The sequence below is a fragment of the Pantoea sp. genome, assembly GCF_028283705.1.
GTDB lineage: Bacteria > Pseudomonadota > Gammaproteobacteria > Enterobacterales > Enterobacteriaceae > Pantoea.
Map to the genome: position 1 here is coordinate 620,021 of NZ_JAPWKD010000032.1, position 25,945 is coordinate 645,965.

19 protein-coding genes and 1 tRNA gene are annotated in these 25,945 nt (G+C 52.1%); 12 read left to right on the top strand and 8 right to left on the bottom strand.

Annotated elements, in window-relative coordinates; translation table 11 throughout:
• Positions 1-143: 143 nt before the first annotated feature.
• Complete coding sequence (locus PW844_RS25855) at positions 144-596, bottom strand: FxsA family protein (RefSeq protein WP_208617275.1); 453 nt, start codon at positions 594-596, stop codon at positions 144-146.
• Between the two features lie 385 nt (positions 597-981).
• Between PW844_RS25855 and aspA the strand changes: the two genes are divergently transcribed.
• From aspA to PW844_RS25890, 7 genes are all read left to right on the top strand, one after another.
• Positions 982-2,418 (top strand): aspartate ammonia-lyase, encoded by a 1,437-nt coding sequence (aspA, locus tag PW844_RS25860; RefSeq protein ID WP_084872109.1) that lies wholly within the window; start codon positions 982-984, stop codon positions 2,416-2,418.
• Positions 2,419-2,522: 104 nt separating this feature from the next.
• Complete coding sequence (locus PW844_RS25865; protein WP_299457959.1) at positions 2,523-3,824, top strand: anaerobic C4-dicarboxylate transporter; 1,302 nt, start codon at positions 2,523-2,525, stop codon at positions 3,822-3,824.
• Between the two features lie 74 nt (positions 3,825-3,898).
• A complete protein-coding gene (gene cutA, locus PW844_RS25870) occupies positions 3,899-4,222 on the top strand; it encodes a divalent cation tolerance protein CutA (RefSeq protein WP_299457962.1) in 324 nt (107 codons plus the stop codon).
• Positions 4,198-5,895 carry a protein-disulfide reductase DsbD gene (locus PW844_RS25875; RefSeq protein ID WP_299457965.1) on the top strand — a complete coding sequence of 566 codons (1,698 nt, stop codon included), beginning with the start codon at positions 4,198-4,200 and terminating at the stop codon, positions 5,893-5,895. Before cutA ends, PW844_RS25875 begins: the two co-directional genes overlap by 25 nt.
• Before the next feature lie 64 nt (positions 5,896-5,959).
• The gene (locus PW844_RS25880) at positions 5,960-6,538 is read left to right on the top strand and encodes a transcriptional regulator (protein WP_299457968.1); all 579 of its coding nucleotides are present in this window, start codon (positions 5,960-5,962) and stop codon (positions 6,536-6,538) included.
• 108 nt (positions 6,539-6,646) lie between these two features.
• Positions 6,647-6,722, top strand: a tRNA-Phe gene (locus PW844_RS25885).
• 393 nt (positions 6,723-7,115) lie between these two features.
• Positions 7,116-7,292 carry a YlcI/YnfO family protein gene (locus PW844_RS25890; protein ID WP_299457971.1) on the top strand — a complete coding sequence of 59 codons (177 nt, stop codon included), beginning with the start codon at positions 7,116-7,118 and terminating at the stop codon, positions 7,290-7,292.
• A gap of 162 nt (positions 7,293-7,454) precedes the next feature.
• Here PW844_RS25890 and cydC read toward each other — a convergent pair whose 3' ends face one another.
• Genes cydC through PW844_RS25910 form a run of 4 tightly spaced genes read right to left on the bottom strand, consistent with a single transcriptional unit; the run spans position 7,455 to position 13,374 of the window.
• Entirely contained in the window at positions 7,455-9,101 is a 1,647-nt protein-coding gene (gene cydC, locus PW844_RS25895; protein ID WP_299457974.1) for a thiol reductant ABC exporter subunit CydC, read from the bottom strand.
• Between the two features lie 2 nt (positions 9,102-9,103).
• Positions 9,104-10,858: a thiol reductant ABC exporter subunit CydD gene (gene cydD, locus PW844_RS25900; RefSeq protein WP_299457977.1), complete on the bottom strand. Its 1,755-nt coding sequence runs from the start codon at positions 10,856-10,858 to the stop codon at positions 9,104-9,106.
• A gap of 7 nt (positions 10,859-10,865) precedes the next feature.
• Positions 10,866-11,912 (bottom strand): cytochrome d ubiquinol oxidase subunit II, encoded by a 1,047-nt coding sequence (locus PW844_RS25905; protein WP_299457980.1) that lies wholly within the window; start codon positions 11,910-11,912, stop codon positions 10,866-10,868.
• Positions 11,913-11,928: 16 nt separating this feature from the next.
• Positions 11,929-13,374 (bottom strand): cytochrome ubiquinol oxidase subunit I, encoded by a 1,446-nt coding sequence (locus PW844_RS25910; protein WP_299457982.1) that lies wholly within the window; start codon positions 13,372-13,374, stop codon positions 11,929-11,931.
• A 1,270-nt stretch (positions 13,375-14,644) separates the two neighbouring features.
• Here PW844_RS25910 and PW844_RS25915 point away from each other — a divergent pair.
• Positions 14,645-17,707: a hypothetical protein gene (locus PW844_RS25915; protein WP_299457984.1), complete on the top strand. Its 3,063-nt coding sequence runs from the start codon at positions 14,645-14,647 to the stop codon at positions 17,705-17,707.
• A 319-nt stretch (positions 17,708-18,026) separates the two neighbouring features.
• On the opposite strand, the gene kup is transcribed toward PW844_RS25915, so the two are convergent.
• Positions 18,027-19,892: a low affinity potassium transporter Kup gene (gene kup, locus PW844_RS25920; protein WP_299457986.1), complete on the bottom strand. Its 1,866-nt coding sequence runs from the start codon at positions 19,890-19,892 to the stop codon at positions 18,027-18,029.
• A gap of 222 nt (positions 19,893-20,114) precedes the next feature.
• On the opposite strand from kup, the gene PW844_RS25925 reads away from it, so the two are divergent.
• Positions 20,115-21,542: a trehalose-6-phosphate synthase gene (locus tag PW844_RS25925; RefSeq protein WP_299457988.1), complete on the top strand. Its 1,428-nt coding sequence runs from the start codon at positions 20,115-20,117 to the stop codon at positions 21,540-21,542.
• 13 nt (positions 21,543-21,555) lie between these two features.
• Here the strand turns inward: PW844_RS25925 and PW844_RS25930 are convergent, their stop codons facing one another.
• Entirely contained in the window at positions 21,556-21,792 is a 237-nt protein-coding gene (locus tag PW844_RS25930) for a helix-turn-helix transcriptional regulator (RefSeq protein ID WP_299458333.1), read from the bottom strand.
• A gap of 381 nt (positions 21,793-22,173) precedes the next feature.
• Between PW844_RS25930 and PW844_RS25935 the strand changes: the two genes are divergently transcribed.
• The 3 genes from PW844_RS25935 to queF are packed head-to-tail and all read left to right on the top strand — an operon-like array spanning position 22,174 to position 24,519.
• Positions 22,174-22,785, top strand: a complete 612-nt coding sequence (locus PW844_RS25935; RefSeq protein ID WP_299457990.1) for a helix-turn-helix transcriptional regulator — start codon at positions 22,174-22,176, stop codon at positions 22,783-22,785.
• Positions 22,786-22,816: 31 nt separating this feature from the next.
• Complete coding sequence (locus PW844_RS25940; RefSeq protein ID WP_299457992.1) at positions 22,817-23,692, top strand: queuosine precursor transporter; 876 nt, start codon at positions 22,817-22,819, stop codon at positions 23,690-23,692.
• Entirely contained in the window at positions 23,683-24,519 is an 837-nt protein-coding gene (gene queF / locus PW844_RS25945) for an NADPH-dependent 7-cyano-7-deazaguanine reductase QueF (protein WP_299457994.1), read from the top strand. Before PW844_RS25940 ends, queF begins: the two co-directional genes overlap by 10 nt.
• An 84-nt stretch (positions 24,520-24,603) precedes the next feature.
• On the opposite strand, the gene PW844_RS25950 is transcribed toward queF, so the two are convergent.
• Complete coding sequence (locus PW844_RS25950; RefSeq protein ID WP_299457996.1) at positions 24,604-25,881, bottom strand: OprD family outer membrane porin; 1,278 nt, start codon at positions 25,879-25,881, stop codon at positions 24,604-24,606.
• Positions 25,882-25,945: the final 64 nt, after the last annotated feature.

The following is a 25,945-nucleotide window of genomic DNA, read 5'->3' on the forward strand; positions in this document are numbered from 1 at the left end:
CTACATGGCTTCCGGCCTCGTGGTGGAAGAGATTAGGGTGACTTCGAAGCGTTTCAAGGGGGAAAAGAGAAAAAATTTTCGTTTCTGTAACAGATGGCGAAATTCCCGACAAAAAAGGCGGCTTGCGCCGCCTTTGATATTTATTACTGGTCTTTGTCGTGGCCGATACGGTCACTGTCTTTACGCTCATACTCGCCATCGACGGTAAAGCCACTATCCGGCCCGGCCCCCGGCCCCCGCCAGACCCGCAAATGCGGCATCAGTTTCAGCGTCAGGTGTTTCTGCACCGGCGGCAGCAGTAGTAACAGGCCAAGGAAGTCGGTGAAAAAACCCGGCAACAGCAGCAAAAAGCCGGAAATAATCAGCGAGACGCTTTTCACCATCTCCGCTGCCGGGCTTTCGTTACGCGCCAGCTTCTCCTGCATCAGCATGAAGTTTTTCACACCCTGATTTTTTACCAGTGACACCCCGATACAGGAGGTGAAAATCACCAGCAGCATAGTGAGCAGCACGCCCAGCACATGCGCGACCTTGATGAAAAGCGTGATCTCAATCCAGGCCAGTACAAAAAAAATCACAAACGGTAACCAGCGCACCGATATCTCCTGTGAGTTAGGGCTACCTCGCTTCATACCAGGCAGCAGAATGGGATGGTCAAAGGGACCGTATAAAAAGAGATGGTCATCCGGACCGCTGTTTTCAACCGATCCTGCCGAATTTTTCCAGCCGGGTTAAAATTGTGACAAACATCACGTATCGTTATTACCGGTACGTCTGCAAAACCCCGTAAAGTGATCTGTGCACAGGCTTTTCTGGAATGACAGAATATGATCGTGCTCGCCAGACCGAAGATGGATAAAATGTCGGCGCTGGTATTCCACGACAATATAATTGCATCACCTGCACGTGACTCGCCGTCCGAATCTGATCGCCTCAGAGTACGCCCGGCAGCCACTCAGCAGCAATAATAAGAAGGTAATCATGGCGAACAACATTCGTATCGAAGAAGACCTGCTAGGCATGCGTGAAGTACCTGCCGACGCCTACTACGGTGTTCATACTCTGCGTGCGATTGAAAATTTCTATATCAGTAACAGTAAAATCAGTGACATACCCGAATTCGTTCGCGGTATGGTGATGGTAAAGAAAGCCGCCGCCCTTGCTAATAAAGAGCTGCAAACCATCCCGCGCAATATCGCCAATACCATTATTCAGGCCTGCGATGAGGTACTGAACAATGGCAAATGCATGGACCAGTTCCCGGTTGACGTCTACCAGGGCGGTGCCGGTACCTCCGTCAACATGAACACCAACGAAGTGCTGGCCAACATCGGTCTGGAACTGATGGGGCACCATAAAGGTGACTACCAGTATCTGAACCCTAACGATCACGTGAATAAGTGTCAGTCTACCAACGATGCTTACCCCACCGGTTTCCGTATCGCCGTTTACACCTCCATCCTGAAACTGATTGATGCTATCAATCAACTGGGTGAAGGCTTCCAGCGCAAAGCGGTCGAGTTCGAAAATATTCTGAAGATGGGCCGTACCCAGTTGCAGGATGCCGTGCCGATGACCCTCGGTCAGGAGTTTCATGCCTTCAACGTGCTGCTGAATGAAGAGACGCGCAGCGTCCTGCGTACGGCGGAACTGTTGCTGGAAGTGAACCTTGGCGCAACCGCCATTGGTACACGTCTGAACACGCCTGACGGCTACCAGCAGCTGGCTGTGCAGCGTCTGGCGGAAGTCAGTAACCTCCCGGTGGTCCCGGCGGAAGATCTGATTGAAGCCACCTCAGACTGCGGTGCCTACGTCATGGTGCATTCATCTCTGAAACGCCTGGCGGTGAAACTGTCGAAAATCTGTAACGACCTGCGCCTGCTGTCATCGGGTCCTCGCGCCGGTCTGAACGAGATCAACCTGCCTGAACTGCAAGCCGGTTCATCCATCATGCCAGCCAAAGTCAACCCGGTGGTGCCGGAAGTGGTCAACCAGGTGTGCTTCAAAGTGATTGGCAACGACACCACGGTGACTATGGCAGCCGAAGCGGGCCAGTTGCAGCTCAACGTGATGGAGCCGGTCATCGGCCAGGCGCTGTTTGAATCCATCAGCATCCTGACCAACGCCTGTTACAACCTGCTGGAGAAATGCGTGAATGGCATCACCGCCAACAAAGCGGTGTGTGAAGCCTACGTATTCAACTCAATCGGTATCGTGACTTACCTCAACCCGTACATCGGCCACCACAACGGTGACATCGTCGGGAAGATCTGTGCCGAAACCGGTAAAAGCGTACGGGAAGTGGTGCTGGAACGTGGCCTGCTCACCGAAGCCGAACTGGACGATATCTTCTCCATTCAGAACCTGATGTTCCCGGCCTATAAAGCCCGCCGCTACACCGACGAAAACGAACAATAATCCATTCTGGATCACGTTGTCGTAAGCACGCCCGTACAAAATGCGGGCGTGCTTTTTTTTGGCGACTACAACTAACAGATGTCGCATTTCAGGGAGTGAAAAAGATGGTGGTAGTGGAGTTATTGATCGTCCTGCTGGCGATCTGGCTGGGTGCGCGTCTCGGCGGGATCGGCATTGGTTTCGCCGGGGGTCTCGGCGTACTGGTGCTGACGCTTTTTTTTGGCATGAAACCCGGCGCAATCCCTTTCGATGTCATTGAAATCATCATGGCGGTGATCGCCGCGATTGCCGCTATGCAGGTGGCAGGCGGCATGGATTATCTGGTGAGTCTGGCCGAGCGTCTGCTACGCCGCCATCCGCGCTACGTGACCCTGCTGGCACCGCTGGTGACTTATCTGATGACCTTGCTGGCGGGCACCGGGCACACCGCCTTCTCGACGCTGCCGGTCATTGCGGAAGTGGCAAAAGAACAAGGTGTGCGCCCTTCGCGCCCGCTGGCCATCGCCGTGGTGGCGTCGCAGATTGCGATTACCGCCTCACCGATTTCAGCCGCCGTGGTGTTTTTTGCCTCACTGCTGGAACCGCGCGGCGTCAGTTATCTGGCTCTGCTCGGCGTCGCGGTGCCCTCGACTATGCTGGCGATCTTCTGCGCCGCCATAGCGACCAATTTTCTTGGTAAGGAACTGAAAGACGATGAAGTCTACCAGGCCCGGCTGGCGAAGGGAGAAGTGACGTTACGCGGTGCGCAGGTGTTTGACCTCAAACCCGGGGCAAAACGTTCCGTCCTGCTATTCCTGATTGGCATTGCCGCCGTGGTGCTGTACGCCACCGCCATCAGCGACAGTGTTGGGCTGATTCCCCACCCGGTGCTGCCACGCAATGAAGCCATTGTGGTGTTTATGCTGACCATAGCGACGCTGATTTGTCTGACCTGTAAAATCGATACCGGTGAGATCCTCAGCGCCAGCACCTTCAAATCCGGCATGAGCGCCTGCATCTGCGTGATGGGCGTCGCCTGGCTGGGCGATACCTTTGTCAAAGCGCACCTCAATAACATTCAGACCCTGGCGGGCGATATGCTGCAAAGCTACCCGTGGATGCTGGCGCTGGTACTGTTCTTTGCTGCCACCCTGCTGTATTCGCAGGCCGCCACCACCAAGGCGCTGATGCCTGCCGCACTGCTACTGGGGGTCTCTCCCCATGCTGCCATCGCCTCATTCGCTGCAGTCTCAGCCTTGTTTGTGTTGCCGACCTACCCCACCCTACTGGCAGCGGTGGAAATGGACGACACCGGTTCCACACGCATTGGCAAGTATGTGTTCAATCACTCCTTTATCGTGCCCGGGGTGCTGGCTATCGCTCTCTCGGTGCTGTTTGGCTTTCTGCTTGGCGGCCTGATCCTGTAACGCGGTTACATCCTGTAAACCTTGTGTTTATCAGGCCGTGTTATCATCCACCCTTTCGCCACCGGAGCCTGCCGATGAGCATCCATTCTGCGGTCGTCGTGCTGTGCACGGCCCCAAACCAGGCCATTGCTGAACAACTGGCCGCCAGCGCGCTCGCCGCGAAACTGGCAGCCTGTGTCACGCTGTTGCCAGGTGCCACCTCGTTTTATGTCTGGCAAGGCAAACTGGAGCAGGCCAGCGAAGTTCAGATGTTGCTGAAGTGCGACACCCAACATCAGCAAGCGCTGATGGATTTGCTTAAAGCGGCGCATCCTTATGATGTGCCGGAATTGCTGGCGCTGCCGGTACAACATGGAGACAGTGAATACTTGTCATGGTTGCACGCATCTCTCGCCTGATCGGCATCTGCCTGGCGCTGTTTATCAGCCTGTCAGCGCAGGCATCTATTTTTTCGCCCAATAACAACAGCCGCTTTGTGCCGGTTGACCAGGCCTTCGGCTTCGATTTCAGCCAGCAGGGCAATCAACTGACGCTGAGCTGGAAAGTGAAATCCGGCTATTACCTTTATCGTCAGCAAATTCACATCACGCCGCAAAAGGCCCAGCTGGCACCGCTGGTGCTGCCACAGGGGCAACCTCATGAAGATGAGTTCTATGGCAAAAGTGAAATCTACCCGCAGGATTTACACCTGCCGATAACGATTCATCAGGCAAGCGAGGGTGCCACCCTGACAGTCACTTATCAGGGCTGTGCAGCCGCCGGTTTCTGCTATCCGCCGGAAACACGTTCCGTGCCGCTGAATGCCGTGGCGGCCAATAACGCCGCCCCGGCGGTGAGCGCGCAACCGGGCCACCAGGCTACACCGCTGCCGTTCTCGCCGTTGTGGGCACTGCTGATTGGTATTGGCGTCGCCTTTACGCCCTGCGTGCTGCCGATGTATCCGCTTATCTCCAGCATTATTCTCGGTGGACCGCGTCGTTTCTCGCTGGGACGGCTGTTTGCCCTGGCGATGGTGTATGTGCAGGGCATGGCGCTGACCTACACCCTGCTCGGGGTGGTGGTCGCGGCGGCGGGCTTACGCTTCCAGGCGGCATTGCAGCACCCTTATGTGCTGATTGCCCTCTCGCTACTGTTTATCGTGCTGGCGCTGTCGATGTTTGGCCTGTTTACCCTGCAACTGCCCGCCAGTCTGCAAACACGCCTGACGCTATGGAGCAACCGCCATCAGGGCGGTTCGCTGCCAGGGGTGTTTATGATGGGCGCGCTGGCAGGGCTGATCTGTTCCCCCTGCACCACCGCACCACTTAGCGCCATCCTGTTGTATATCGCGCAAAGCGGCAATTTGCTGGCCGGTGCCGGTACCTTGTGGCTGTACGCCTTTGGTATGGGCTTGCCGCTGATTGCCATCACGCTGTTCGGCAATAAATTGCTGCCGAAAAGTGGTCCCTGGATGCAAAGCGTCAAAGAAGGTTTCGGTTTCGTCATCCTCGCGCTGCCGGTGTTCCTGCTGGAGCGCGTGGTGGGTGACGTGTGGGGCATGCGCCTGTGGAGCCTGCTCGGCGTGGCGTTCTTTGCCTGGGCGTTCCGCCTGAGCCTGGGTTTGCAGGGGAAATGGCGCATCGCACAAATTGTGCTGCTGGCCGCGGCGCTGGTGTCGGTCCGCCCTATACAGGATTGGGCGTTCGGCAGCAGCCAGGTACAAACTGTCGCGCACCTGCCATTCCAGCCGATTGCCAGCAGCCAGCAACTGGATAGCGCACTGCAACAGGCCCAGGGTCGCGTTACCATGGTTGATCTGTATGCTGACTGGTGCGTCGCCTGTAAAGAGTTTGAGAAATATACCTTTAGCGACGACAAGGTGCGCAGCGACCTGAGTCAGGTGCAGTTGTTGCAGGCGAACGTCACCGCTAATAGCGCACAGGACAACGCCCTGCTGCAGCATTTGCAGGTGCTGGGCTTACCCACCATTTTGTTCTTCGATGCGCAAGGTAAAGAAATCCCCAACTCCCGCGTGACCGGCTTCCTGAGCGCTGATGAATTTCGCGCGCATTTGCACAATCTGCCGCGTTAAACGACACTGGGCATGACACCGCCCGTTCGCCTACCGAACGGGCCGCATACCAGAGGAGAGTCACTTGCAACGTGAACAGATACTCGAGCATGCGTTAAATGTGCTTGAACAGAGCGGCCTCGCCGCAACCACCTCGCTGCAACAGCTGGCCGGAGAAACCGATCTATCGCCGCAGCAATTACAACGCTACTGGCCGGATCGTGATGCCCTGCTGTATGACGCCCTGCGCTACCACGCCCAGCAGATTGATAGCTGGCGACGCCAGGTGCAGCTCAACGAGCATCTGACAGGTGCGGAAAAGCTGCTGGCACGCTACGAAGTGCTGGCAGAGCACGTCAGCAAAGGGCGTTTCCCCGGTTGCCTGTTCATTGCCGCCTGTAGCTTCTATCCACAGCCCGATCAGCCGGTTCATCAGCTGGCAGAACAGCAGAAACGCGCCTCCTGGCAGTTTACCCACGAGATTCTGGTCAATCTTGAGCTGGATAACCCGCCAATGGTTGCCGATCAGATGGAGTTGATTCTCGAAGGCTGCCTGAGCAAGCTGCTGGTGAAGCGTAACGTGCATGATGTAGCGATGGCGCGCCATCTGGCTGAAGACGTGTTGAGCATCGCGCTGTGCCGCAAGAACGGCGCGCTATCCTGACGATTTTGGCCGTTCTGCCTGAAAAGCAGGCAATCAATCACGTTTCCTCCGGTTTTTTCGCGAAAGCCGTTGACGATCGTAAGCCATTAGGGTTTAATGCGCCCCGTTGCCCGAATAGCTCAGTCGGTAGAGCAGGGGATTGAAAATCCCCGTGTCCCTGGTTCGATTCCGGGTTCGGGCACCAAAATTCAGAAAACCCAGCCTTATGGCTGGGTTTTTGCTTTTCAGCCCCCGCCTGTCAGCAACTATCGCCGGTTTACATTAGCTAACGCTTTGTAAATAAAAATTCGGTACTTTCAGTACCAATATCTCAGAATTTTTTATAGCATAATTATTACATCCGTGAAGTTCGCTACTCAAAACCCCACTGGGAATAATCCTGAATCCGCGAATTTAAATAACGATGAACTCGACTACCTTCTGGTAAGATAGTATTTCATATCAGAGATACCTGACCGGTTCGGGAAAATATCAAAAAACACCTGCTGATACTCTTTCTACAGAAACCGTCTGATAAAAATATTATTTTTTCCTTCCATCCATTTTATAAATTTTGATAATTTCACAGGGGAAATATATGGACAAGATGACAAATTCGAAGACCCGTCGCAAACACATTCGCTTCTCGCATTCGTTGCTCGATCAGATTGAGGCCAGCATGGGGAGTGAAAACAGCCAGAACTTCTCAGCCTGGGTGGTGGATGCCTGCCGTCTTAAGGTGCGGGAAGTACAGAAGAATCTGAAAAAGGATTAGTCGCAGCCTTTCTTGTAATATTTATCCAGCTTAGCAGCAGAAAAAGGAATAGTTCAGGATGAAGTATTGGTTGGATATAACAGATTTTTGGCGAAGGGTAATATCAAACATGAATTAAAGGCCTGTCCGGATAATAATCCAATCCGTCACAGGCCTTTTATTTTACGCGCCTTCAAGCACCAGTCGGCTATCGGCAAGCATTAATGGCTGAATCTGATGCGTAACCAACAGCGTGGTTTTTCCTTTTACCAGTTCCTTCAGCGCATTCAGCACCATTTCCGTATTCGTGGCATCCAAACCTTCCGTCGGTTCATCCAGCAAAATAATCGGTGCATGCGACAGGAATGCGCGGGCAATGGAAATTCTGCGAGCCTGTCCGCCAGAAAGACGCGCCCCGAGTTCCCCGACCAGCGTATCCAGCCCATGCGGGAAGGCCCGCACTTCTTCTGCCAGTGAAGCCTGGCTGAGCGCCTGCCATAAAACGTCATCATCCGCGTCAGGGGCAACCAGCCGCAGGTTGTCGCGAATCGACGCATTAAACAGATAGGTTTTTTGCCCGACCACTGAAATAGCCTGGCGCAATACCTCGTCAGACAGATCGGTTACTTCACTGCCGCCAATCGCAACGCTGCCCTTATCGCAACGCCAGAAACCCTGAATCAGGTTGAGAATCGTGGTTTTGCCCGCCCCGCTCGGGCCAAGGATGGCAAGGCAATGCCCTTGTGGCACGTGGAAGCTGAGCGAATCGAACACCGTTGGATGCTCCGGACCATAACGCATGGTGACCGCTGAAAACGTCAGGTCAAAGGTTTCAGGCATCGGGCTGGCTGCGGGCAACTCGACGGCAGGTGTCAGTTCTGCCAGAGAAAAAATACGGCGTGCCGCTTCGCGGGTGACGCCCAGCGCGGCAAAGGCGGTCGGTAATGCGGCCACGGCTTCCGCGCTGGCGAGCACGGCAAACAACAACATCACGATATCATTACCGGCCAGGCCGCCTGCATGCCCCGCGCTAACCAGCAGGATAAAGGCGCAAAACATGCCGATCTGACCCGCGAGGGCTGACAGTACGCTGCCCAATGCGCCGATCCAGGCCTGCTGACGCTGTGCAGCAATCAGCTTTTGCGAAAGCTGCGACAGATGCCGGGCCTGGCGGCTGACGGCACCTGCAATCTGCAACTCACCCAGACCGCGGATAAGATCGGTTGAGGCGACCTGGATCGATGCACGTAAGCCCGCAACCGCGTTGCCGCTGGTCCGGGTACGTGCCACCACCACGAGGGGGACAATAACGCCGGCCAGCACCAGCATGGCAGCATCAATAGCCGCGACGCCCGGAGAAAACCAGAACAATACGCACAGAATCACAATGGATGAGATCAGCCCGGCAACGGCAGGCGCAAAGATTCTGAGATAAAAGTTGTCGAGGCTATCAATATCTGCCCGCAGGCGAGCCAGCACATCGCCATCGCGAAATGCCTGCAATCGCGCCGGAGCCAGAGGCTCAAGATGCTGATAGAACCAGACACGTAAAACCGACAGCAGCCGTAATGTTGCATCGTGCGTGACCAATCGCTCAAGATAGCGTGCGATGGTACGCAGCACGGCTAAGCCACGAATGGCAGCAGCAGGCGCGAAGAATTCCAGCGTCAGTGCTCCCATGCCAGCCAGCGCCATCGAAGTGATAAACCAGCCAGACAGTGCCAGCAACGTGACGTTAGACAGGATGACAACCACAGATAGACCAATGCCGAGCGCCATGCGCAAGCGCCAGGGGCGCGCCAGTTGCAATAAATGTCGTAAGTCATTCATGTTTATGCTCCCTTCTGTAGCCGTTCGAGTTCGGCGAACACGCCGCCACTCTGCAACAGCTCCCCGGGTTTGCCCGATTCGATCACCCTGCCGTTTGCCAGCACCAATACCCGGTCAGCCATTGCCGCCATTTCGGTGTCATGGGTAATCACCAAACGTGCCGAATCCGGCAGTGCCTCGGCCAGGGCAGTCATCATCTGCCGTGCGGTTTTGCCGTCCAGTGCCGCCGTCGGTTCATCCAGAATCAGCAGCGGTGGCGCAGTCAGCACCGCGCGGGCCATCGCCACGCGCTGGATTTGTCCGCCAGATAACCCCTGGCCGCCATCGCCAACCTGAGTGGCATAACTGGTCGGTAAAGCCTCGATAAACGTGGCAGCCTGAGCCAGTTTGGCTGCGGCATACAGTTCGCTGTTCCCGGCTTCCGGTCGCGCCAGACAAATGTTGTCTGCTATTGATCCGGCAAACAAAGTCGGGCGTTGCGGCAGCCAGCCAATGTGCTGTTGCCACTCAGGCAAATCCAGCGCGGCCAAATCATGCCCATCAACCAGAATCCGTCCTGAAGCTGGCGTGATAAACCTCAGCAGCAGCCTGGCGAGCGTGGTCTTGCCTGCGCCGCTGGTGCCGACAATAGCCAGCGTCTCACCCCGACGCAGCGTAAAGGAGATATCTTCAATACCCCCGCCTTCCGGGTGACGATATCCCACACCTTCGAGCTGAATTTCCTGCGGCACAGCACAGGGCAGCGGCTTGCTGTCTGACTGTACCGGTGGTTCGGTGTTCAGAATCGCCAGCAAGCCTTCGGTTGCGCCAATGGCATCCATACGCGCGTGATAATGCGCACCCAGATCGCGCAACGGGCGAAAGAATTCAGGTGCCAGCAACAGGGCGAACAGGCCCGGCAGGAAAGCCATCTCACCGTAATACAGGCGGAAGCCGACATACACCGCCACCATGGCAGTACTGATGGTGGCAAAGAATTCCAGCACCAGCGAAGAAAGAAAGGCAACACGCAGAACTTTCATCGTCGTATGACGATAGTTTTCGGAGATCGCGGCAATGATCGCCGCCTGTCTGCGGGCCGCATTGGACTGACGCAACGTCGTCAGACCGGAAATAACATCAAAGAAATGCGCACTCATCAGGCTGAGCTTATGCCACTGCCTGAGGCTCATTTTCTCTGCCCCCTTGCCTACCAGAATCATAAATAGCGGCACCAGCGGAGCCGTTATCAGCATGATCAGCCCGGATACCCAATCAAAGGGGAACAACGCGGCCAGAATCGCCAACGGGACGATGCCGATAATGATTTTTTGCGGCAGGAAAGCGGAAAAATAGGTTTCGATCGCTTCAACACCTTCACCCAACGAGCTGGCAATGCTGCCGGTGCGTTGTTGCTGGCTCCATGCAGGGCCAAGTGCTGAGATACGTTCCAGTAAGGTTGCGCGCAACGTCTGACGGATACGGGCAGCGGTCTCAAAAGCAAAGCCCTGACGCAGCCAATCCAGGCCTGCGCGCAGGATCATCACGGCGGGTAACAGCCAAAGCGCCGGGAACAGGTCGGCCAATCCTTTACCGCCGATAACGACCCTGTCAATCAACCACGCCAGCAGCCAGCACTGTACAATCATCATGATGGCATTCAGCGTTGCCATGGTGACAGACAGGGAAAAGAGCGCACCTGCCTGGCGACGCTGGCTGGAGAGCCAGCGTTCCGCCAGGCGAGCGGCCGCTCCACTAAGGGGAGGACGAGCCGACATGATTTATTTAGTGTCCGTAGCCAACCAGTTTGGAGATGCGTCCCCGGAACACCCAAATCTGATACCAGTTATACATAATCATCACGGGTACAAACCCACCCATCGTCAGGGTGAAGGTGATCAGGGAAACCTGCGGGCTGGCACCAGCCCAGATGGTCCAGGTGCCTGGTACTAACCACGGGAACATGCTGATCAGCATACCGAAGCCCAGAATCAGCGCAGCACCGTTAAACCACATAATCGCGGCAACATCTTTGTCCTTCAGCGTGTCACGACGCACCTGCTCAATGCAGTACAGGGCGATCAGACCGAACAGTCCCCAGACCCAGAAATGCGGTCCAAACCACTTCGCACGCGCCCAGTCAAAGATCGCAGCGCTCCACACCCAGGTGATGACAACCGCCGCAATCGCTAACCAGAAGATAGTCGCGGTCCAGCGAGCAGCATCCTGGCGGATAGGCTCAGACTTTTCAAAGCGCGCACGCACAAAGAGTACGCCGGAGAACGTCATTGCCACACAGGAGGCGATACCGGTCCAGATGGAGAAAGCCGAAATAAAGTTAAACGCCCCACCCGCATAATGCGGCACGCCATGTGCCGGGGTATCCAGTGCAAAGCCCTGCAACACCGCACCAACACACATCCCACCGAAGAAGGTGACCGCCAGGCTGGCGATACCAAACACGTGGTCAGAAAAACGCTGCCAGAACGGGGAAGCCAGGTGACGGAACTCCAGCGCAACAGCACGGGACATAATGCCCCACAGCACCAGGGCCATCGGCACCATCAGATAGCTGAAAGCCGAGCCGTAAACGAAGGGGAACGTACCAAACATAATCCCACCGGCCACGATCAGCCAGGTTTCGTTGGCATCCCAGGTACCGGCCATCGCGGCCATAATGGCACCGCGTTCGTCATGATCTTTAACGAAGAGCGAGAAGATCCCCGCCCCAAGGTCTGCGCCATCAAGCGCAATGTACAGCAGCACGCTGATGCCAAACGCCAACCACCAGGCGATGGTCAGGAACTGCTGAGTATGAGTAAGCATATCCATGGGTGTCTTCTCCGTATCAGACCGGGCGAACGTATTCGGGATGGTCAGCGTGACCACCATCTGGCGGCAGGTCGAGCTGACCAAGGTGCTCGTGACCTTCACCAGGCAGTTTGCTGGTTAAGTCAGGCCCGATACGAACCACCTTCGCCATAAACCAGATCGTACCGGCGATAACCGCTGACTCGAAGATGGCAAAGCCGACAAACCAGAAGATTGCCAGACCCAGTGTCATGGCGCTCATGCCGTCCTCGGTACGCATCAGACCGTTGACGATCCACGGCTGACGACCGATTTCACGCGTCCACCAACCGGCGATCACCGCGATATAAGGCAGCACCACCATCGCCACGGCGATAAACAGGAACACAGTATTGCGCGGAGCCAGTTCGACCGTCATACGACGGCGGCACATCAGCCAGATTCCCCACAGGCTCACCAGCAGCATTGCGCCGCCCGCTGCGCTCATGGCGCGGAAGGCATAGAACGGCAGCACCACCGGAGGCTGTTCATCTTTCGGGAAGCTGTTCAGGCCGCGCACCGGACCGTTCCAGGTTTTGGTTTCAATCAGGCTCAATGCATGAGGGATAGAAATCGACCATGCCAGCCCAGTCCCTTCAGCATTCGGCCAACCGAGGATGTGCCAGGCGCTGTTGACGTTGCCGTCGGCATCATAGGTGTCGTAATGCCCTTCCATCGCGGCGAGCGCAGCAGGTTTATGCTCCAGCGTTTCCTCACCCAGCATATCGCCCATCCAGATCTGGGTGGCAGCGACGATGGCCAGCAACACCAGTGAATACTTCAAGGGGCGCAGGAACAGATCAACATGGCGACGCTTCAGTACGAACCAGGCACAGGTTGCGACCACGAAGGTGAGCGACAGCTCGAAGCTGGCGAGCAGCATGTGTGGGAAGGCGGTGCGGGCATTCGGATTGAACAACGCGGCCATCCAGTCAGTCACATGGAAGATGCCATCCGTGTATTCGACCCCGGTAGGCGTCTGCATCCAGGAGTTAGCCACCAGAATCCACATCGCTGACAGCGTTGAGGAAAGGGCAACGTTGAAGGTGGCGAACAGATGCATGCCACGGCTAATCTTGCCCCAGCCAAAAATCATCAATCCGATGAAGCCCGCTTCATACATAAAGGCGGTAATGGTCTCATAGCCCAGCACCTGACCGAAAAACGGTCCGGCGGCCTGGGAAAAACGACCATAAAGGATACCAAAAGCCATTTCCATCGTGACACCGGTGGCCACACCGGCACCAAAGTTAACAATGAACAGCTTTTCGAAAAAACGACACAACCGATACCACTTCTCGTCATTTTTTCTGACCCACATCAGTTCAGAAATGAACAGAAGCGCAGCCAGACCAATGGTCAGCGGTGGATAAATGATATGTATTGAAGAGATTAGCGCAAAGTCGATACGCGTAATCAGCGATGTGAGATCATTACTTAACATGACTATCTTCTTTTCTATTAAGTGACCGTATTAGCCAGCGACAACCGGGCGCCCTTCCTCTTACCTGGCAGGTGAAATGATAAGAGTCGGGACAGGGAGAGTAGAAACAGGTGCCGCACCATCGTATTCCTCACGTCGGTGGCTTACCGCTAGCACATTCCCCTGACAGAAACGACTGAAACAGGATAATGCTCGAAAGCATAGCCGTGACTTTGTAGCCTGGTGACTAAACCATGCTGACTAAGACGCGTTTGCTGACGAAGCTTATTAACTAAGCGCTAACAGTACCCGACAATAAGCAAATTACTGCAACTGCTGAAATTTACTTATTAGAGATGTACCCAGGTTTCGAGACGCATATATTGTCATAAAAGCCCAATATAGGTTCTGTGTAGTCCGAATGAGGCTCAGTATATTCCTCCCCACCCGGATATTGTCAAGAAAAATGTGGGTAATCCATATTTTTGTTGCCTGCCACATTATATTCATTCACAAGAAATAAAAATGGCCGCAATCAATCAACGAACTGTAACCAAAAGAAAATCAATCGTTAATACTGATGCTTCCATTTCGCTCAATTATAACAATTCGTTAAACAAAAAATTGATTTAAATCAATTTATTACAACGATATCATCGCATCTGCAATCCCGCAAGGCGGTAAAATGAAGAGAGAAATAACAATCAATTTGGCTTTAAAAAAATAATAATTCCTGTCATTAATAATAACGTCACAGCCAATATAAAAACATGAAATTCACAAAACAACCGACATTTGGATTATCACATAAGCTACATTGCCAACCTTTCGATCCATTATTAACAACAAATATAACTTCCCGGTAACATTGCCACCTTATTGTCTGAACAAACGTCATTCGGCTCAATAGCACTGAAATGCAAAATTCAGCAAATTGTGCCGCTGCAATTCATGCGCATTGTGGATAGGTGTAAACATCGCATAACACCGTCGCTACCGTCCTGAACGTTAACCACCCGGTGCGCATTCATGCCGACCAGGCCAATAACCGCACAGATTCGTAGCGGCGCGATTTATCGCGCAATGTTGTGCCGCTGCACACTGCCGGATACCGCACAGAGCAAACCCGCGCAATAAATTGCGCCGCGACGGATGGTGCGTATCCGCCAGGGTCAGCCCGATCTCATTAAAATATCAGGGTAAAATCCCTTTTTAATGATTATCAAATCATTGGTTATCCGGCATCTATAAACCTCACTTGCTCTAACCCAATCCAGCAAAAGCGATCTCCATGTCGGATAACAACATTATTGTGCCTTACTCCAGTGCCGGAACGATTCGGTTTTCCCATACAGTCCCCAATCCCCTCACCCTGCCGTTTAACGCTGTCTCTTCCTGCTGGCAGCTCCCGGTTTCTCTGCAACCGCGTGAGCTAGGCAAGGGTCCTTCATCAGGCAGCAACCGTGAAAGCTATCCCCCATTGCAACCGCAGGTAACCTTCAAACACCAGCCGCGCCAGGCGGTGAAACCCCGTACCCATCGACCTGATGCTGCAAGCAGAATGCTCACCCCCGATCAGCGGCAGCATCCCGCAAAGCACCCCAAAATCGTGGCGATGAAGCACAGGTTAACGAAGAAGCTGGAAAATGTGGGAAAAGCTAAAAAAGTGCTGGCGACCATTAATGAAAGGATCACCCATCAGTTGCAGAACACCACTCTGGTGGAATCACTCACTCCGGCTGAAACCCTGCTTTATCGCGCAGCACATGAGCCAGGGGTGATGCCGGCGCTGATGACCGTCCTTAGCGATAATGGCAGGCAACAAATTGCGCGAGCAAAAGAGCGTTATCACCCCCTGTCATCGGCCGGTGAGATTGCCAAAATCACCACCCGCCGACAGCCCAATGAATCCGACAGTCACTATGTTCTGCGGTTGATGCAAAACCCTGATTTACTCCAGCGGGATATCAGTATGCTCTCCGGAGTGAGCGTTCAGGATTTACGCTATCGGCCGGAGTTTAAAATCCTGTCACCAGAAGGAGAGGAAGCGCAGGCAGCCACGCCACAGCAAGAAAATGAATCAGGTCCAGCTTACGTCCGGCGCATCTATCCGCTCTATCCTGACCTGTGTGAAGATGATTTCTGCGTGCTGGCAGGGATGGATATCCGGCGATTGCGCAAGTTGTGGATGTTTAAAAGTTTCACCAAAGCGGCCACCAACGCGATGCAACTAACCCGGCAGCTTAAGGATGAGGCCCCGCTGGAATACGCCCGCCGCCTGCATGTTCTTTATCCCGGGCTAACGCCGCATGAACTTAGTGCTATCGCCAGGATGGATGAAAATGATCTAAGGCAAAGAGCAGAATTCAAAACGTTGTCGGAGGCGGGCCTGAGAGCCTTCGCCACCCAATCCCGCCGCGATGATGAATCGCCACTGCAATGTGCCATACGCCTATTTCGCGATAATGACGACCTGACCTTTGGCGATATCAGCTACATCTCCGGTATGAGCGAACCCAATCTGCGGCAAAGGCCGGAATTTAAGCCGCTGACGGCGGCGGTTGAAGCCGTGCAGCAAACCACACGCCGTCAGGATGGCGAGAGTAACCACACCTATGCAGTGCGCATTATTACCGAGCACCCCCAGCTGACTCCTGCTGAGATTTGCGTTGCGGTTGGCGTGAGCGAACAAAATTTGCGGCAGTGGCCTGAATTTATCCCGCTGACCGACGCGGCTAAAGAAGCGGGTAAAGCAACGCCGCAACAGGATAAGGAAACACCGATGGATTGGGCGGTGCGGCTGCATAAAGATCACCCGGGGTTAACCATTCCCGAGCTAAGCAGCATCACCAAAGCCTCAGGATCAGCCCTGCGTAAAAGGCCGGAATTCAGGGATATTGTTGATTCAAATAAGAAAGCCATGCGACGAAAAAAGACGACCCCCGTCCCGCGCTTACCTCAACCGCGTCCAGGTAAGCCCCACACTGCCTGCCACCGTTTGCTGGAGGCGAATAACAGGCTAAAAAAATTAAAAAAATTCCCCAGGCTCGTTTGGACGACCATTTTTCAGCACACCTGGCAGCCGGAAGAGACTCCTGAAGACTATGCCGTGCGTTTGCAGGAACTGATTCCTAATATCCCCCAAAGGGCGATTTGTCGGCTGACAAAATTAAGTTTGCAGGCATTGAAGAAAATACCTGCTTTTCAAACGCTGTCAGACCTCGGGAAACAAATCCATGCCAGCACCCCGCGTGGCACTGCCGAATCAGCAGAAGATTACGCCCGCCGACTACTCAGCTTAAGGCCTAAACCATCCTACCGTGATATCAGCCTGCTGACAGGAGAAGACGAACGCAGGCTGCGCTATCGGCCAGAATATCAATCGTTGTCGAAGGAAGGTGCCAGGATAAAGAAAATCACCCCACGGAAGAAAATGGAAACCCTCCATGAATACGCCGGACGCCTGCATAAGCTATACCCGCGACTGCCACTGAGCGATATCAGCGTACTGACCTGGTTAGATATACGCACCCTGCATGAGCTGGGTATAAAAGTTTCGGGGCGCGTCAGAGACGCCGATAATTTCCTTATCCCTGCGCCCGTGGCTGTCTCACCGGTGCCTTCATTACTTGATTTCAATAATCTGACCCCGATTCCCACGCCAGTTCCTTTCGAAACACTGGCTCCCGGTGATATCAACCGGCTGATAACCCCCCTTCCCTCCCATATCTCTTCACCGGTCGATTTGAATAGCGTGATAACCCCACGACCTGCCGCCATTCATTTCAACCCGGTTGCTGTCCCCTCAGCTTCCGGTTGGGTGCCTTCCGTTCAGCAGATCCAGGAAATGAGTCATTTCCTGTTACGCCAGTCAGGAAGTTTCAATAACCAGCTCGCGGATGATGCCCTCAATATGTTGCTGGCTTCAGGGATCATGCCTGCTGGCATCGTGCTGGTGGTAAATGAGTTCCGCACCGATGGCAGCATCAATGCCCAGGAAATACGCGCCAGCGCTGAACCCCAGTTAAACGAAATATATTTAAACCTGGTTTTGCAGCGCGATACCAATCTGGCGGGCACCTCCACCGGAAATGACGCATCAGCACATTACTGGCCTGTCGACCTTGATGGCAGGACCATTGACACCCGCTATGATGGTAACTGCCTGTACGAAAGCGTCAGCATCGGACTCGGGCTACTGGGCTTTGTCGGGTTTACTGCCGAAGCGCTACGCAATGCCGTCGCCGATGAATTTTTACTGCACTCGGCAAAATGGTTGCAGTGGGTGGATATGGCGACGCTTTATCAGGAATGGCAGGAAGCGAGAACCAGCGTTAAAGCGACACCGTATTAAGTTCCGACCGCCGTTCACGACAACGCTGGTTAATCCAGGAGGCCGAAACTAAGTCTGGTTAAAGAGAATCAATATCAGTGCCTCAGCGGCATAGATCATGCAGGCCAGTACAATTTTCGCCCACAAATTACGGTGGGAAAAATGCTTTAAAATCACACAGATAATAACAAAAAGTATTTGCAGTAATTCGCGCAGATGTAAGAAATGAGTGATAACCATAACGTCCCCGACAGCTAACCAAAGGTTGTAAAACTATACCTTTGGTTAGTCTGTTCGGCATGGATATCTGCTTTAGATTTAAGAACCGTCTAGGTTCAGCTTAGAACTCCTTTTGCCCGCCCAACTCAATCACCCTATTGGGTGGAATCATAAATTGTTCATGTGCCCGCAAGGCATTACGTTGAAAGAAATGAAAAATCGCCCCTTTCGCCCGCGCCAGGCCATTTCGTTTCTTCATCACCAGCGTATCGTGTGAGGTAAAAAACGATGCTTCCTGCAAGGTACAACCGAACCCCTCCAGTCCACATAAATGCAGGATCTCCTGCATCGACGGCACTTCATGCCAGCCATAAGCCGCTGTCACCTGCCAGAACGAAGGCGAAAGTTGCTGGATGCTGATCCGTTTCTGGTTATGCACCCTTGGCGTATCGATGGTCCGGATGTGCAAAAGTACCGTCCGCGCATGCAGCACGCGGTTATGTTTAAGGTTGTGGAGCAACGCCTGGGGAATTTCATATTCCTTGCGTGACAGGAAGACAGCAGTACCTTCCACCCGTTTTGGCGGATTTGCTTCCAGCGAACTGATCATGGCTTTCAGTCCTATCGGGTCATCTGCCAGACGGCGGATCAACAGTGAGCGCTCACTACTCCAGATCAGCATCAGGACCAGCATCGTCATAGCCAGTAACACTGGCACCCAGCCGCCAGACAGCAGTTTCATGAGATTGGCACTGAACAGTGGAACATCAATGATCAGCATACAAACGAGGAACACCAGCGCCACCGCCCGCGGCCAGCGCCAGTTTTTAAAGGCAACCACACTTGCAAGACAAGCTGTCAGCACCATGGTCCCCGTGACCACGATACCGTATGCCGACGACAGCGCGGAAGATTGGCGAAAAGAGATAATAATCACCGTCACTGCCGCGAACAGCAGCCAGTTAGCGACCGGGATATAAATCTGCCCGGACTCAGTTGATGAGGTATAGACGATGCGCACCGGTGGCAGGAATCCTTGCCGGATGGCCTGATGCGTCAGGGTATAAACACCGGAAATTACCGATTGCGCGGCGATCACCGTCGATAACGTCGCCAGCACAATCAATGGGATCTGAGCCCAGTCGGGAGCCAGCAGGTAAAAGGGGTTGCGCACCGCGTCAGCGTCCGCCAGCACCAGCGCCCCCTGACCAAAGTAGTTCAGCACCAGCGCTGGCATCGCAATAACCAGCCATGCCAGGCGAATCGGTGTTTTTCCCAGATGGCCCATATCCGCATACAAGGCCTCAGCCCCGGTCACCGCCAGCACCACCATGCCCAGCGCGGCGAAGGAAAGCGCCTTATGGCTGTTGAGAAATTCCAGCGCAAAGAATGGATTCAACGCCTGCAATACGCCAGGGTTCATCATGATGCCGCGTATACCCAGCACCGCAAGGGTCAGAAACCACACCAGCATCACCGGACCAAATACCAGGCTCACCCGCTCGGTACCGTGTTTCTGAATAATAAACAGCAAGGTCAGGATGATCACTGAAAGCGGAACAATCAGGTGGTCCAGCCCAGGTGCAACTACCTCAATCCCTTCAATCGCCGACATGACCGAAATAGCAGGCGTAATCACGCCGTCACCATAAAAGAATGCACTGCCGATCAGCCCCGCCAGCACAATAAAATATCCAGCGCGACCGGTGACATGTTGACGCGCCAGTGACATCAGCGTCAGGATCCCGCCCTCACCGTCATGATCGGCGCGCATCACAAAGCAAACGTATTTCACGGTGACGATCAACGTCAGCGCCCAAAAGATCAGTGAAAGAAACCCCATCACCGCTGCTGGTGTCGGACTGCCATCGGGCAAAATTGAAAGGCATTCCCGCAACGTATAAAGCGGGCTGGTGCCGATATCACCAAACACAATGCCTGCCGCCGCCAGCATGCCAGCCGGAAGAGATTGCTTTGTTGAAGCCATAAGGAATGCATCCTTTCAGAGGGTTATCACACGCGTCAGATAGCCAGTCTGCCAACCACTGGATGAAGCAATTATAGCTGCTGCCCCTGACTAACGAAGTGGAGAGTAAGGCCCGTTTTTGCCTGATTTTTATACCTGTTCGTCGTTTTTTTACGCCTTTTTTATATGCAGAACGCTTAAATCAATGGAAATGGTTTTCATCGTGATTAAAGGGAAAATGCTATGTCAGGCTTCATTCTGGTTTCGCACAATCTGTCACGGGCTGCGACCTTATCCGCGCTGTATGAAAGCATCCTGTCACGCCGCGGTGGGTTGTGGATTAGTTGGGACGGAAAAACTCAGGCCATTTCATCAGAGACACCTCACCCGCTGCATTTTCGCCACGGCCATAAATTTGACACCCTCAGCTTCCCGCTGAGCCGGGGTGAAGCAGAACAGGGCTACCATCATTATGTTCATCAGGGGCTGTGGCCGATGTTTCATCAGCGACCTGACCTGGCACGTTTTAATCAGGACGATTTGAGCCAGTATCGGAAACTCAACGAAAGCTATGCCAGGGCAATCGCCGAATACGCCATGCCCGATGATGTTATCTGGGTCCAGGATTACCACCTGATACCGAGCGTGAAAATGCTACGCACTGCCGGGCTGACAAATCGCATCGGCTTGTTTTTCCATCAACCCTTCCCGGCAGGCGTGGGGTTTTCCGCTATTCCTGACTGGTCATGGCTGGCTGAGTCGTTATTGTGTTGCGATCTGATTGGTTTTCAGACCAGCCAGGATATGAACAATTTTCTGTTGTGGGTCGAAAGCACATTCCGCTGCGAACGCCTGAGCGCCACGCGCATACGCATTCACGGGCAGATTATCAGTACTGGGGTGTATCCGGTGGGTATCGATTTGGAAGATGCGCACTGTCTGCTGGCAAGCAACAGTTGCCGTTATATGGAAGAACAATGTCGGGCAACCCTGCCGGAAAACACCATCCTGAGCGGCGGCCATCTTGATGACAGCGCCGGTCTGCCTTATCGCATCAGCGCCATTGAGGTGTTGCTGCGCCATCACCCGGATTACACGGGAAATATGATGTTGCTACAACTGGCTTCTCCGGCTGCTGGCTACACACCGCGCACGGCTGAGTTGAGCCATGAGCTGGAGAATCTGTGCGGTGAAATGAATGGTGTACAGGGTACGCTGGAATGGTGCCCGATCAGTTATCTGACCAAAGCCTACAGTCGGGAGGAGCAGGCCGGTATCTATCGTGCGTCTCGTGTCGCGCTGGTCACGCCGCTGATGGCGGGTATGAGCCTGATGGCGAAGATGTATGTTGCAGTGCAAGATCCCGCCAATCCTGGCGTGTTGATCCTGTCGCAGTTTGCCGGTGCGGCAGAACATATGGATGGTGCATTGATTGTTAATCCTTATGACCCCGATGCCATTGCTGACGCCATTCACACTGCGCTGCGTATTCCGCTCAGCGAACGGCAAAATCGCCACGCCCGGCTGATGAAAGGCATCCATCAGCAGGATTGTCACTGGTGGGCAACGCGTTTTGTCGAAGATCTCAGTACCCCGGAAAGTGAAGACATCGGATTAATGGCGGGCAGCCTGATGTTGTCTTCAGGGTTTAGCGGGCGTGTGAGGTATTAATTAAAAGACGATGTCACGACTTATGCTTTCTTAATTGGTAACGACTCGGCCAGATTTCTTCGGCTTTCACGCCGATCGCACCCGCAATTATACGTTCTCCGCGCAGCCATGGACGGTTTAGCGTGTTGATTAATGTCCCCGAAGAAAGACCAAATTCCCGTGATAGTGCAGCCATTGATTTTTTCTTCTTTCTGATCGCCGCAAGAATATCTTCCCGGTGCCAGTCGGATAAGGTTTGATTTGAGTCCATTCTTTTATCTCCATAAAAATAAATAAGTAAGGTTAACTCAACTAAGTAAAATCCTAACTTCTGAGGGAAGATGATGTCTTTAAATACGCCAAAAACATTAGAGGAAATTCTAATAAAATGAAATCCACAAGACGGCGGTAAACTATCCATAGCCCGCATTCAAGTCAACACAAAAGTACACAAAATGATCAATGAAGTGAAAACAAATTCAAATAACATCAATAACACTATGTTTTTATTGATTTATTTTTCATATAAAAAAATTACACAAAACGATACCTTTCGATAATTTTTATGATATCTTCAAAACCGATTATCAATAGAACTGATTAAAATAAATTATGTTATCTGGATGGTAATACATCACAAGGAAGGCCTTCTATGAAAGTCTCTGGGCTGCAACGCAAAGAAAACATCATTAATAATATCGAATATTTGATTAAAAGCCGTGGGGAAAGTAAAACATCCTTTGCCAACCGTACCGGTGTCACTCGTGCCACTTTATATAAGATTCTGGATGGTAAAGTTGGCAATGTTCAGCATTCCACAATTACCCGTATCGCTGATTTCTTTGGCGTTTCCTGCCATATTATCGAAAATTGCGATCTGCAACAGGTTGAGCTAATCGAGAAAACCCTATCACCTGAAGGCGATAGAAATCCTGCCGCCATCCCTGTTATACCGCAATCTGACTTTATTTCCAGCATGGGAAGCCGGATAGGAGATCTCGCCACCCGCTATCCTCTGACATGGTATTTTTCGGATGTGTCGAATATGGTTGCATTGAGGGTAGAAAAAAGCATCGGCAATACATTTTTCCCCGGCGACATATTAATCATAAAACGTAAGGCTATCCCTGAGAACAAACAACTTTCTTTATTCTATTCAAAAGAAAAAAGAATTTACTCTCTAAGAAAAAGTAACAATATTACTGATACTTCAATGACAGACAATCTTTTACTTGGGGCAATAATTGAAGACAGAATAATGTAAAAAATAATTAATATTTAAGGATAAGTATAAAATGAACCAAAATAAAAAATTCAAACTGATAGGATTTAATCGCTCAGACACAATCACAGCAAACATTATGGTCATATCAACCGGGAAACACCTTAATATTGGACTTCCGGAATTAGAAAGCAGCAACATCACGGATGATCTCAATAGAAATGAACTCAAGGCGCTCTACCGACGATTGTACAGTGAGACCGATACCATCACATCCTATGAGTTGGCCGACAGACATGAGCGTTCATGGTATGCCTATTTGATCATTAGTATTTTACTCGCTGTAATTTATATTTTATGCACGGTATGTGGTATTAAACCTGCTCATTTCCCAACATTCAACCTGGTCACTCCTCCCGGCATATTTTTCTATCCGATATCATTTATTCTCGTCGATATCCTCAATGAATTTTATGGTCTGAAAATGGCGAGAAGAACGATATTTTTTTCATTTATATCAAACATGGTTTTTGTCACTGGTTTATGGTTTACCAGCATACTCCCATCAGTACCCGGATGGGAGTTGGATCAACCTTTTAAAACTTTCGTTAATAGTATCATCTCTGTTCTTTTGGCTTCCTCCGTTTCATATCTTGTTTCCGAAAACATCAATTCCTTCCTGCTATGTAAGATAAAAGAACTAACCAATTCCAGATATCTCTTTATCCGCGTCATTACCAGTACCGCTATCGCATCCGTACTGGATAGCATCATCTTCTGCATGTTGGCATTTTATAATGTACTGAGTATGGAAATTATTAAAACCATGATTATTTCTCAGACCATCATAAAGTTATTTTATGCGATTATCGGCGTCGGACCCATCTACGCCACGCGTGAACTCTTCAGACGATACATCAACATCGAAAACAAAAAGGAATGTTTATGATCATCAAAGATGAAATTACCTTACTGGGTCGGGCAACTGGTTATATCCAACATTACGCTCCTGATTTGCTTGAAGGGTTACCAAGATCACGTAACCGCAGTTCAATTGATATCGAATCCGAAAAATTACCCTTCTCTGGCTTCGATTTATGGACAGGATTCGAACTTTCATGGTTGAACAACAAAGGCAAACCGGTTGTCGCCATTGCTGAGTTTATTATTCCCGCAACCAGCACCAACCTTATCGAATCAAAATCATTTAAACTCTATCTCAACAGTTTCAATCAAACCAAATTCACTTCAACTGAAGAAGTGATCACCACACTGGTAGATGACTTATCACAAGCCGCCAAAGGCACAGTAAAAGTGAACCTTTATTCTGACCCCGATCTATATAATAAAAATATCAGCGCCTTACCCGGCGAATGCATTGATCATCTGGACATTAGCATTAATAACTACAATTTCAATCCTGATCACCTCACTAATTCAGCGGGCAGTGAATATATTGCTGAAACCCTTTCCTCGAATTTATTAAAATCCAACTGTCTGGTCACTCACCAGCCTGACTGGGGCAGTGTGATCATTAAATATGAAGGAAATAAAATCGATAGGGAAAAACTGCTACGCTATTTGATCTCATTCAGAATGCATAACGAGTTCCATGAACAATGCGTCGAACGTATTTTCAATGATATCAACCGCTACTGCTCACCCGAAAAACTGAGTGTCTTCGCCCGTTATACACGCAGAGGAGGACTGGATATCAATCCGTTCCGCAGTAATTTTGAGGAGTTTCCCAGCGTGGCGCGTTTAATCAGACAATAAACCCAACCCGTAGCGGCGCGATTTATCGCGCAATGCAGTGCACAGCGCAATAAACAAGGGAGGCCGGAAGGCCTCCCTGAGAGGTTAGAAATCGTATTCCAGGCTTAAACGGTTCTGCCAGAAGTGAGAATCATACAACGGTGAGGTCTGCACCCCGGCGAAATCGGTCAGACTCAGGCCCTTCAGCACACCACTGAAGCTCCAGGTGAAATAAACCAGATATTCCGACTGGTTGATGCTGGCGGAAGCCGGTGAGGGTTTCAGATCCATAAAGGAATACTGCGTACCCAGCGACAGGCTTTCATTCATCACATAGTTCAGGTTGGTCATATAGGCGTTGCCGCTGCCGAGATCCTGAGTACTGGTGAAGAACGGCTGAGCAAAATAAGGTCCGGAGGAGGTATTGTGCGCATAAGGCGTCACCAGCGAGCCGTTATTCCAGCTATTGCCGCTGGCAGCGATATGGTCATAGCCCAGTTTCCAGCTCAGTGCCGGGGTAAACGTCAATGCCAGCTGTGCACCGTATGAGGTGCTGTTCACTTCACCCGCCAGAGCCTTGCCTGCGCTGGTGCCGCGAATAAACTGTAATCCGACATCCGGCTGGAACAATGCATCCTGCCATTGCAGATGGCCCTCGCCATACACCAGACGGGTATAATCAGCGTACTCCTGATACCACAGCTGCCCGGTCAGCTTCTTATTGTCCCACTGCGTACCACGACCGCCACCCAACGCCCACATACCGTTGGTGCGTTCTTCCACATCGGTATAAGCGGTGGTGTTGAGGAACTGATCATCACCCCACGGCTTATAACGCCAGATTTTAGTCGCATGCAGGAAGTTGGTGCTGTCACCGTAATTGGTGTCGATACCGCGGAACAGGATGGGTGTAATACGCCAGTCGTAATCGCCAACGAAAGGAATATTGATTCGTTGATCACCGGCCGTTATTTTAAAGTTATCCTGTTGCCAGCTTAAATAAGCTTCACCAAAGTTGGTTTGATTATCACCAATATCGCTAATGGTGTGCGCTTCATCAGGATGATCGATACCGCGCAGAAAAATACCACTCACGCCAGCACGGAAACCATAGAATGGCGCGGTTTCATATTTCAGACTACCACCATAACTCACGGTGTCCTGATTAAAACCTTTAGAGAAATAAGCGTTGTGTGTTGAATAATAAAGCGTACGCAGACTGCCGCTCACGGTACCGCAGGTAAATATATCGGTGAAGCTATTTACGCCACTCGCACCATACTGACAATCGCTGATATTACTCTGTGTTGCCGCCAGTGCAGCGGGAGCCAGAGGGAAAAACAGCGCAGCAAGACACGCACCACTCAGTGTTTTTAATTGCATAGTCCCAAGCCTCGTCACTTTTTAAAAAGAGCAAAGCTTCGCCTGCCGGACAATAAATGTACCG

Bases quoted from the DNA above. Each gene is read 5' to 3' on its own strand.
- aspA (WP_084872109.1), top strand. From the start codon at position 982: ATGGCGAACAACATTCGTATCGAAGAAGACCTGCTAGGCATGCGTGAA.
- PW844_RS25865 (WP_299457959.1), top strand. From the start codon at position 2,523: ATGGTGGTAGTGGAGTTATTGATCGTCCTGCTGGCGATCTGGCTGGGT.
- cutA (WP_299457962.1), top strand. From the start codon at position 3,899: ATGAGCATCCATTCTGCGGTCGTCGTGCTGTGCACGGCCCCAAACCAG.
- PW844_RS25875 (WP_299457965.1), top strand. From the start codon at position 4,198: ATGGTTGCACGCATCTCTCGCCTGATCGGCATCTGCCTGGCGCTGTTT.
- PW844_RS25890 (WP_299457971.1), top strand. From the start codon at position 7,116: ATGGACAAGATGACAAATTCGAAGACCCGTCGCAAACACATTCGCTTC.
- cydC (WP_299457974.1), bottom strand. From the start codon at position 9,101: ATGAATGACTTACGACATTTATTGCAACTGGCGCGCCCCTGGCGCTTG.
- cydD (WP_299457977.1), bottom strand. From the start codon at position 10,858: ATGTCGGCTCGTCCTCCCCTTAGTGGAGCGGCCGCTCGCCTGGCGGAA.
- PW844_RS25905 (WP_299457980.1), bottom strand. From the start codon at position 11,912: ATGGATATGCTTACTCATACTCAGCAGTTCCTGACCATCGCCTGGTGG.
- PW844_RS25910 (WP_299457982.1), bottom strand. From the start codon at position 13,374: ATGTTAAGTAATGATCTCACATCGCTGATTACGCGTATCGACTTTGCG.
- PW844_RS25915 (WP_299457984.1), top strand. From the start codon at position 14,645: ATGTCGGATAACAACATTATTGTGCCTTACTCCAGTGCCGGAACGATT.
- kup (WP_299457986.1), bottom strand. From the start codon at position 19,892: ATGGCTTCAACAAAGCAATCTCTTCCGGCTGGCATGCTGGCGGCGGCA.
- PW844_RS25925 (WP_299457988.1), top strand. From the start codon at position 20,115: ATGTCAGGCTTCATTCTGGTTTCGCACAATCTGTCACGGGCTGCGACC.
- PW844_RS25930 (WP_299458333.1), bottom strand. From the start codon at position 21,792: ATGGACTCAAATCAAACCTTATCCGACTGGCACCGGGAAGATATTCTT.
- PW844_RS25935 (WP_299457990.1), top strand. From the start codon at position 22,174: ATGAAAGTCTCTGGGCTGCAACGCAAAGAAAACATCATTAATAATATC.
- PW844_RS25940 (WP_299457992.1), top strand. From the start codon at position 22,817: ATGAACCAAAATAAAAAATTCAAACTGATAGGATTTAATCGCTCAGAC.
- queF (WP_299457994.1), top strand. From the start codon at position 23,683: ATGTTTATGATCATCAAAGATGAAATTACCTTACTGGGTCGGGCAACT.
- PW844_RS25950 (WP_299457996.1), bottom strand. From the start codon at position 25,881: ATGCAATTAAAAACACTGAGTGGTGCGTGTCTTGCTGCGCTGTTTTTC.